Source organism: Inquilinus sp. OTU3971 (genome assembly GCF_038440215.1).
Window position 1 is genome coordinate 1 of the sequence record NZ_JASATH010000361.1, and the last position, 3,482, is coordinate 3,482.

Sequence of the window (3,482 nt, forward strand, 5' to 3'; positions counted from 1 at the left end):
GGGGGGGGGGGCCCGCGGCGGCGCGGGGGCGCGGGGCCCCCCGTCCAGGCCCTGCGCGAGATCGTGGCGAAGGGCGCCATGCCGCCGCTCATGCTCATCGTCGACGACTGCCGCGCCGCCTATGACCGGATGCTCACCCGCGGGGTGGAGTTCACCCAGGAGCCCATGGAGCGCTACGGCGGCGTGGACGCCAGCTTCCGCGATCCGTCGGGGAATGGCTGGAAGCTGGTCCAGGCGAGGTGACGGGCAGGAGGCAGCGGCGTTGACGGCGCTCAACACGCCGAAGCAGGCAGGGAAGGGAGCGGGGCGTGCCTGAGTACCGGGCGCGCCTTCAGCTTTCCGCCGCGCCGCCACGAAGCGGCCATCGGCGGCGCGGACGCTGCGGGCTTCGCAGTCTCGAGCGAGCCCGCCATGAGCATCGACTCCGTCCCGCCCGCCGCCTGGCCTGTCCGGCGCCTCCGCGCCGGGTCGCCGGCGCTGAAGGTCCTGGCTATCGTCTTCCTCACCGTCGCCTTCCTGCTGCCGGTCTTCCTGGTCTATGACGTGATCGGCGAGCGCGAGGAGCGCTACCGTTCGGTGGTGGATGAGATCGGCAGCAGCTGGGGCGGGCCGCAGCGCGTCATCGGGCCGATCCTGGTGGTGCCGTTCCGGTTGCCGTCCGAGCCGCGCGCCGACGGCACGCCGCTGCCGCCGCTCGAACGCCAGCTCGTCATCCTGCCCGACCGCTACGAGGCGGAGGCCCAGGCGGCGCCGGAGACGCGCAAGCGCGGCCTGTTCGAGGCCGTGGTCTACACCGTCGACCTTGCCCTGTCCGGGCAGTTCCTGATCGGCGACGCCGCCTCCCTGGCCGGGCCGCAGGCGACGATCGACTGGTCGTCGGCGTATCTCTATGTCGGCGTGGCCGACCCGCGCAGCATCCGCGAGGGCGCGTCGCTGCGCTGGGGCGGGCGCGACCTGCCGTTCCAGCCCGGCGCGCCGGGCGAGCTGGGCCAGCGCTTCGGCGCCGGCATGACCCTGCGCCTGCCGGACCTGTCGGCGGCGTCGGCCCGAACGGCGATCCCGTTTGCCACCACGCTGCGGCTGAACGGCAGCCAGCGCCTCGACTTCCTGCCGCTCGGCCGTTCCACCCGGGTGACCGCCAGCTCGAACTGGCCGGACCCCAGCTTCGACGGCGCCTTCCTGCCGGTGCGCTCCAGCATCGGCCCGCAGGGCTTCACCGCGGCATGGGAGCTGTCCTATTTCGGCCGCGGCTATCCCCAGGCCTGGGTGGGCGGGGAGGGCGACTATCTCTCTTCGGTGTCCAGCTCCGCCTTCGGCGTGCGCTTCTTCCAGCCGGTCAACGCCTATCAGCAGACCGAGCGCTCGGCCAAATACGGCATGCTGTTCATCGTCTTCACCTTCACCCTGTTCTTCCTGTTCGAGGCGGTGGCGCGGCTGCGCATCCACGTCTTCCAATACGGGCTGGTCGGGCTGTCGCTGTGCCTGTTCTACCTGCTGCTGCTGTCCTTCGCCGAGCAGATCGGCTTCGCCGCGGCCTATGGCGTGGGCGCCGCCGCGGTGGTGGTGCAGATCGTGCTGTACTGCCGGCCGGTGCTCGGCACCTGGAAGCGCAGCCTGGTGCTGGGCGCGATGCTGGCGATCCTGTACGGCGCCCTTTACGCGCTGATGCAGCTCGAGGATCTGGCCCTGCTGCTCGGCTCGCTCGGCCTGTTCCTGGCGCTCAGCGGCGTGATGTATGTGACCCGCCGGATCGACTGGTACGCCGTCACCCCGGCGGCCGCGGAAACCGCCGACCCGGCCGCCCGCAACGAAGCGCCGGCCCTTTGACCGGCAGGGGAGGGCCGCGATCCGGTGGCCCTCCCACCTTTCATTCCCGGTCTTGTGAACACGTGTGCCAATCGTCATGAACACGTGTTCAAACCGTCATCCCATCGTCTCCGAAGCCGCCTAGCCTCGTCGTCGTGCCGGTCGGATCGGCCGGCTCGACCATCAGACGAGGGGGGATCCGATGAGAGGTCTGATATTCGGGGCGGTCGCCGCCCTGCTGCTGTCGGCTATGGTGCCGGCCGTGGCTCAGGGGCTGATTCCGATCGGCCCGGGATTGAACCCGAATCCCCGGCCGCCGGGTATGATCGTCAATCCGCCGGCGCCGCTGCCTGCGGTGCCGAACGGCCAGGCGGTGTCCGGGACGACGCACTACAACGCCGCCTACTGGTCGCGGCCGCACAACACCTATGACCGGACGCATTTCGCCCGGCTGACCGACGCGCTGGACCGCGGCAACCAGGTCGTCGAACTCGACGTCTATGGCGATTCCGGGCTGCCGGTGAAGCACAACCCCGGCGACTCGATCAGCCAGAACAACTGCCGCGGCGGCGCCGGCGGCTGGCTGCGGGATTGCCTGAGCGACATCCGGGCCTGGAGCGACGCGCATCCCGGCCACCTGCCGATCACGGTCCAGCTCGATCTCAAGCCCGGCGATCTCGGGTTCTGGGGCTGGGATGCGGCGTCCAAGGCCGCCCTCGACTCCACGGTCGCCCAGCAGCTCGGGGCAAAGGTCTACCAGCCGGAGGCGCTGCGGGCCTTCACCGGCTACGCCTCGCTGCGCGAGGGCGTCTACCGCGCCGGCTGGCCCACCATTGATGCCCTGCGCGGCCGCGTCATCGTGCTGATGATGGGTGGGCCGCTCGGCGACAAGAACGACACCCAGGAAGAGTACGTCAACCAGTTCGGCGCCGGCGCCCACATCTTCGTCTGCCCGGAATCGCATGATCCGCACGACTACTACTGGAACGGCAACGCCAATGATTTCGACGACCCGAACACCAACAAATGGGTCATCTGCGGCAACCAGCAGAACGACAAGTACTGGTACAAGAACACGCTGACCGCGCAGCAGAATGGCCAGCTGGTCAACCTGTGGTCCAGCAACACCTCGCAGTTCGATGGCTACTCCCAGATGTACCTGGCGGCCGGCTGGGGCGCCTCGATGATCAGCCGCGAAAGCCTGGAGACCTGGGGCGGCAAGCTGCCGGTGAACGGCGTCCGCCGCTCGGTCCCGACCGGCTTCGTCCTCGCCAGCGAGCTGACCGGCTATTGCGTCGAGATCCAGGGCGGCGCCTATGGCAATGGCTCCGACCTCAACCAGTTCAACTGCTCGGACGCGGTGCGCCAGCAGTGGCGCTACAGCGACGAGACCCAGCTGCGGGCGGTCGGCAACGACAAGTACTGCTTCGACATCAATGGCGGCGACGGCAACAACGGCGACCAGTTGCACATCTGGGACTGCGACGGCGGCGCCAGCGAGAAGTGGCAGCTGCAGCCGGACGGCCGGCTGGTCGGCATGAACGGCCGCTGCGCCGATGTGGTGGACTCCGCCCTCGGCCGGCGGCTGCAGATCCGCAACTGCACCGGCGGCGCCAGCCAGCGCTTCCGGCTGCGCAGCAGCGTGAATGCCAACAACCCGTATTACTGAGGAACGG

The 3,482-nt window shown here is 69.6% G+C and carries 3 protein-coding genes; all 3 read left to right on the plus strand.

The features are described from left to right. Nucleotides 1–243, plus strand: a 243-nt coding sequence (locus tag AAHM41_RS39565) for a VOC family protein (RefSeq protein WP_342242135.1), incomplete at its 5' end; no start/stop codon positions are given. A 168-nt stretch (nt 244–411) separates the two neighbouring features. Then, entirely contained in the window at nt 412–1,827 is a 1,416-nt protein-coding gene (creD, locus tag AAHM41_RS39570) for a cell envelope integrity protein CreD (RefSeq protein ID WP_342242136.1), read from the plus strand. Between the two features lie 181 nt (nt 1,828–2,008). Continuing rightward, complete coding sequence (locus AAHM41_RS39575; protein WP_342242137.1) at nt 2,009–3,475, plus strand: Ca2+-dependent phosphoinositide-specific phospholipase C; 1,467 nt, start codon at nt 2,009–2,011, stop codon at nt 3,473–3,475. The last annotated feature ends 7 nt before the right edge of the window (nt 3,476–3,482 follow it).